Below are 4,906 nucleotides of genomic sequence, written 5' to 3' on the forward strand. Positions count from 1 at the left end.
GCTGTCGCTCATTGAGGTGCGGAAACAGCAAGGCGTACTTCCGCTCAAGTTCTTCGGCTTTGCTCATTCTCGTATCATACCTTCTCCTCCCTCGTTTGTAACGCTTAATTTTTTGCGGGCCCTAACCCGCCTCAGCAGCGATGGAGCCCGAAATCCGAACCGCCTGGCAGACGAACAGCCGCTCCTCCCAGGTGGACTCCGGGCCGAGCCGGAGCCAAGGTTCGTTCCAAGGGGGAGGCTCCCGCAAGGACGTGGCAATGGCGGATAGCCTGGCGTCGATGACGGCGTGTAGTCGCCTTCGGTTCTTGGTGCTCATGGCTTCTTACCGGTCTTTCGTGCGATCTTCTTCTGCCTCTGCTTCGGGCACTGAATGTCAACCATCTTTCCGCCTCGGAACACAATGAAGTGTTCCTCCGGACCACAGCCATCGCCCAGCCGGACCTCTTTGCTACGGCTCATGCGCTTCATCTCATTGACCGTCCCCTCACAGAAATCCGACTGGTGCCCGCAGTCGCACTCGAACGACGACGGGAAGATTTCCTTCGGCATCATCCACCTCGGCTCCACCCTCTCGGGTCATCAAGCGGCCCAGCCCCGTCACTTCACTAGCGTGAGCGTCGGAAAGAATCGCTCGCCACCTCGAACCTGTCGGCGATCGCAGGAATGCCTTGTTCCATTAGCTGGTCAGCAATGAACTTCGCCTCGATCGTGTCGCTTGCCATGTAGCATTCGACGAGAGCTGGCATGGGTGTTCCTGCGAAGTCTGCGAGAGGATCATCGACATCGGTTCCCTCCGGAAGCTCCTCATCGGGAATCGGATCGGCTTCATCGGCGGTGACGAAGTTCGGGTCTTCGATGCCATCAGCAGTCGTCCCGCAGAACCAGCAAACCTCGAACGAGTCATCGACCTTGGATCGGCACTTCGGGCAACACCACATGTTTTGTCCTCCGACCTGGCGAATCTCGAAGATGGGACTACTCACTGATAATATCCATGAAGGAACTCGACGATCCAAGAAAAAGCGCCATCAGCCCGGTTGCACTCCTCGTTCCTCGGAACGGAGTTCAAAGCGGACAACGACGAGAACCCGATCCCTGTCCTACTTGTTCCCCGGTCGGCGGGATCACGTCTATCATAAGGGGATTGAAGGCCGAAGGGGGATTGCCCCTTCGGATCGAGTCTATCATCATGATCAGGTCGTGGAATCGCTCGATCCAGCCGGGATAGGCGAACGATCACCGGGGAGACAACAAGATGAGCGATGAATCACGCTTTGAGGTTCTGCCTGCCGGGGTCATTTCCGGCAACATCCCGGTCGAGTCGTGGTACGCCGAGGCCGGGGTCGAGTTCATGCGGCAGGTGATGGACGGTCGGATGGGGTATATCGGCACCGTGCGAGACGACGGGCCGTTCGTGACCGGACGACACTCGAAAGGGTTCTGCCAGTGGGCCACGGAAAACCGGGGGCCGCTGTTGAAGGCGGCATCTGAGAGTTAAAGCGGTGTCCCGTCGCCGTCCAGCAACCGGCGTGCAAACGTGCGGAGATCGTTCGCAGTTCGGTCGGTGATGGGCGCTGTTGAGCGTCGAAAGGAGATTGGCATGGCGAACTTGAATGACAAGGTCGGGATCGTGACCGGCGGCGGGACGGGTATCGGCAGGGCGACTGCCCTGGCGATGGCGAAGGCGGGGGCGGCGGTCGTGATCGGCAACCGGGACGCCGCCAAGGGCGAAGAGGTCGTGCAACTGATCCAGCAGGCCGGGGGCCGGGCCGTGTTCCAGAAGACAGACGTGAGCAGACCAGGCGACGTGAAGGCGCTCGTCGAGCGGACCGTCAGCGAGTACGGGCGTCTCGACCTGGCCTTCAACAACGCCGGGATGGACGGGCAGCAAGTTCCGCTGCATGAACAGGACATCGACAAGGTGACGGCCTTGTTCGACGTGAACGTCAAGGGCGTGTTCTACTGCATGAAGTACGAGATCGAGCAAATGCTCAAGACAGGTGGCGGGGCCGTCGTGAACACGTCCTCGATCTTCGGATTGAACGGCTACCCCGGCTGGTCGCTGTACGTCGCCACCAAGCACGCCGTCACCGGGATGACCAAGGCGGCGGCGCTGGACTATGCCAAGAAGAACATCCGGGTGAATGCGGTCGGCCCCGGCCCGGTCGAAACGCCGCTGCTGGCGAAGGGGACGGGCGGCGACCCGCACAGCTACGCCGCCTTCGTCCCGATGGGGCGGATCGGCCAGCCGGAAGAGATCGCTGACGCCGTGGTGTGGCTGCTCTCCGACGAGGCCCGTTACGTCACCGGCCACACGCTGCCCGTCGATGGCGGGGTCTGCTCGCAGTAACGGCTGAAAAGTCATTCGACCGCCGAGGGAACGGACAGGAACGACACGACGACCGCAACGCCGTCAATCCGGTTGCGACATCAGGGGGATGTGACATGCGAGAGCAACCAGGGCTGTTTACGCCGGTGAAGGTCGGGCCGCTGGAACTGCCCAACCGCATCGTCATGTCGCCCATGACCCGCATCCGGGCCGACGAGGGTTGTGTCCCATCCGAGAGGATGGTCCGCTACTACTCGCAGCGAGCCTCGGCGGGACTCATCATTACCGAGGGAACGCATCCAAGCCCGATGGGGCGGGGGTACACTTACCCACCCGGCCTGCACACGGAAGAGCAGGCGGCGGGCTGGCGGAAAGTGACCGATGCCGTCCACGCTGCCGGGGGCCGTATCTTCGTGCAACTCATGCACGCCGGGCGGGTGTCCCACTCGTCCCTGCTGCCCGACCACGCCCTGCCCGTCGCACCTTCGGCCATCGCTGTTTCCGGGCAGGTTCACACCTTCGGCTTCAAAGTATTGTTCGAGACGCCCCGCCCCTTGGAGACGGAGGAAATACCCGCTGTCATCGAAGAGTATCGCCGGGCAGCGGCGTTGTCGATCACGGCGGGCTTCGACGGGGTGGAACTCCATGCGGCGACCGGCTACCTTCCCCATCAGTTTCAGGTAACGGGGTCGAACCGTCGTACCGACGCCTACGGAGGTTCGCTGGAGGGGCGGACCCGCTTCACACTGGCAGTGGTTGAGGCTCTGTGCAGCGTGCGGGGTGCGGATCGCATCGGCGTCAAGATCGCCCCCGGCTTCACCGTCAATGACATCTTCGACGCCGACCCCGCCGAGACGTACACCTACCTCGCCCGGTCGTTGAACCCGCTGGGCCTCGCCTACCTTCACGTCGGCTACGATAGTGGTTACGGGCGGGGGACCGGCCCGGCGTTCAATCCCATCGACCTGCTCCGTCCGGTGTACTCCGGGACGCTGCTGGCGGTGGGCGGGTTCAGCAAGGCAACGGGAGAGGCGGCGATAGCGGCGGGGCGGGCCGATCTCGTGGTGTACGCTCGGCCATTCATCTCCAATCCCGACCTCGTGGAGCGGTTTCGGCTCGACGCCCCTTTGAATCCTTGGGACGTGCGAACATTCTACGGCGGGGACGATCACGGCTATACGGACTACCCCACGCTGGCTCAACAGGGGTGGCCGGGGTCGTCCACTGAGCCGAGGCCGTGAACCCCACCTCGATCACTGGGGCGGGGTCGGCGGCAGCTTGGCGACGATGCCCTGCGGGACGATCTCGGTGACGTGTCTGACCGTGGGCTTGAGCATGTTCACCACCTTGACCGGCTTCGGGTGTAGCCGCTTCCGGTGGGTGTCGGTGGTCGGCAGGGCGTTGATGCGGCGATAGCTGGCTTCGACACCCATGTGGCATTCCTCCGTCAGACTTCCCGGACAGTGGCTCAGAACAAGGACGTGCGTCATGATAGTTGCGGAATCTCTCATGGTTAGCGATGGTGCCCATGAGATTGAAACGCTTTGGCGTGTACTCCAGACAAGCAAGAGGACGTTCAACAAGATTGACATCCTCCGTATCGATGGCATCAGGTGTCGAGCTGTCTGGAAGGAGCATCCGACCGAGAGCGATCAGACCATACTGGAGGGATCAGGGGCAGCCTGTTGCCCAATGGACTCCAGGAAAACTCTCCTACTCGGTCAAGTCATGGGAATCGGGGAAATACGTCAAACTTTCCGTCGTTCCATCACCTATGTCCACAGTACGGATATAGGGTGTCACAGAGGCTGTGCATTGCATCCTCAACCTGATGATCGGCACAGAGAGTTTGTCGTTTACTTCCTGTGCCGTTCTCTGGCACTGTTTCAGCGTCAGAGGAACTGAGTACAATGAACGGATAGAAGAGGTTGTGCACTTACACCTGGGTAAAGGGCGATGGAATGACCCTGCCCCCGAGTCTGAACTACCCGATCATCGCCATCGCTGACCTGCACGGGCAACTTGATCAACTGGAGCGGTTGGTCACCCGGCTCGAAATGGTCTCAGAGTGGGACGACTGTGCGTTGGTTTTCCTGGGCGACTTCGTTGACCGGGGTGAGGATGTCCCTGGGACGATCGACCTGGTACTCGACTTACTGAGCCGACGACTGGGTGGTTCCGCCATCCTGGGGAACCACGATCTTGCCCTGGTGCGAGCCGCTCGGCTCGATGACGGTCCTCCCTCACCCTACTGGATCGAGAGCTACTTGAGCCGCTATGACCACGACCAGACCTTCCTGGGCTACCTCGGTCGAAGACCGAATCAAGGTGGGGGGCAGTGGGAGAGTGATTTGGAGGAACTCAGGGAAGCGATCCCTGAGAGCCACCGGGCGTTCCTGGTTTCGCTGCCCTGGGTAGTCGAGTCGCCCGGTCACTTGTTCTTGCACTGCGGGCTGTCGTTCGAGTTAGCGGCAAGTGCGACGGAGCAGCTTGCTGCGCTGCATCGCAGAGAATGGGAGCGTTCGGTCATGAAGCCTCACTTGGGTTCCGCCACAGATCGGAAATGGCAGCCTGAGT

At 61.3% G+C, this 4,906-nt stretch carries 7 protein-coding genes; 4 read left to right on the forward strand and 3 right to left on the reverse strand.

The features are described from left to right. Nucleotides 1–312 precede the first annotated feature (312 nt). Together ACLP9N_RS28335 and ACLP9N_RS28340 are read right to left on the reverse strand one after the other, a co-directional pair. Nucleotides 313–552 carry a hypothetical protein gene (locus ACLP9N_RS28335; protein ID WP_442410475.1) on the reverse strand — a complete coding sequence of 80 codons (240 nt, stop codon included), beginning with the start codon at nucleotides 550–552 and terminating at the stop codon, nucleotides 313–315. Nucleotides 553–605: 53 nt separating this feature from the next. Continuing rightward, nucleotides 606–983 carry a hypothetical protein gene (locus tag ACLP9N_RS28340; RefSeq protein WP_442410476.1) on the reverse strand — a complete coding sequence of 126 codons (378 nt, stop codon included), beginning with the start codon at nucleotides 981–983 and terminating at the stop codon, nucleotides 606–608. 272 nt (nucleotides 984–1,255) lie between these two features. Between ACLP9N_RS28340 and ACLP9N_RS28345 the strand changes: the two genes are divergently transcribed. From ACLP9N_RS28345 to ACLP9N_RS28355, 3 genes are all read left to right on the forward strand, one after another. Beyond that, nucleotides 1,256–1,498, forward strand: a complete 243-nt coding sequence (locus tag ACLP9N_RS28345; RefSeq protein ID WP_442410477.1) for a hypothetical protein — start codon at nucleotides 1,256–1,258, stop codon at nucleotides 1,496–1,498. 102 nt (nucleotides 1,499–1,600) lie between these two features. After that, nucleotides 1,601–2,350, forward strand: a complete 750-nt coding sequence (locus ACLP9N_RS28350) for a glucose 1-dehydrogenase (protein WP_442410478.1) — start codon at nucleotides 1,601–1,603, stop codon at nucleotides 2,348–2,350. Nucleotides 2,351–2,445: 95 nt separating this feature from the next. Next, nucleotides 2,446–3,570, forward strand: coding sequence for an alkene reductase (locus ACLP9N_RS28355; RefSeq protein ID WP_442410479.1), 1,125 nt, complete (start codon nucleotides 2,446–2,448; stop codon nucleotides 3,568–3,570). Between the two features lie 12 nt (nucleotides 3,571–3,582). On the opposite strand, the gene ACLP9N_RS28360 is transcribed toward ACLP9N_RS28355, so the two are convergent. Next, the gene (locus tag ACLP9N_RS28360; protein ID WP_442410480.1) at nucleotides 3,583–3,762 is read right to left on the reverse strand and encodes a hypothetical protein; all 180 of its coding nucleotides are present in this window, start codon (nucleotides 3,760–3,762) and stop codon (nucleotides 3,583–3,585) included. A gap of 528 nt (nucleotides 3,763–4,290) precedes the next feature. On the opposite strand from ACLP9N_RS28360, the gene ACLP9N_RS28365 reads away from it, so the two are divergent. Beyond that, the coding region (locus ACLP9N_RS28365) for a metallophosphoesterase (protein ID WP_442410481.1) at nucleotides 4,291–4,906 on the forward strand (616 nt) is incomplete at its 3' end.

The sequence above is a fragment of the Mycobacterium sp. genome (genome assembly GCF_052144515.1).
Lineage (GTDB): Bacteria > Actinomycetota > Actinomycetes > Mycobacteriales > Mycobacteriaceae > Mycobacterium.

Excerpts from the sequence above, each read along its gene's own strand:
- ACLP9N_RS28360 (WP_442410480.1), bottom strand. The coding sequence starts at position 3,762 with ATGGGTGTCGAAGCCAGCTATCGCCGCATCAACGCCCTGCCGACCACC.
- ACLP9N_RS28355 (WP_442410479.1), top strand. The coding sequence starts at position 2,446 with ATGCGAGAGCAACCAGGGCTGTTTACGCCGGTGAAGGTCGGGCCGCTG.
- ACLP9N_RS28345 (WP_442410477.1), top strand. The coding sequence starts at position 1,256 with ATGAGCGATGAATCACGCTTTGAGGTTCTGCCTGCCGGGGTCATTTCC.
- ACLP9N_RS28350 (WP_442410478.1), top strand. The coding sequence starts at position 1,601 with ATGGCGAACTTGAATGACAAGGTCGGGATCGTGACCGGCGGCGGGACG.
- ACLP9N_RS28335 (WP_442410475.1), bottom strand. The coding sequence starts at position 552 with ATGATGCCGAAGGAAATCTTCCCGTCGTCGTTCGAGTGCGACTGCGGG.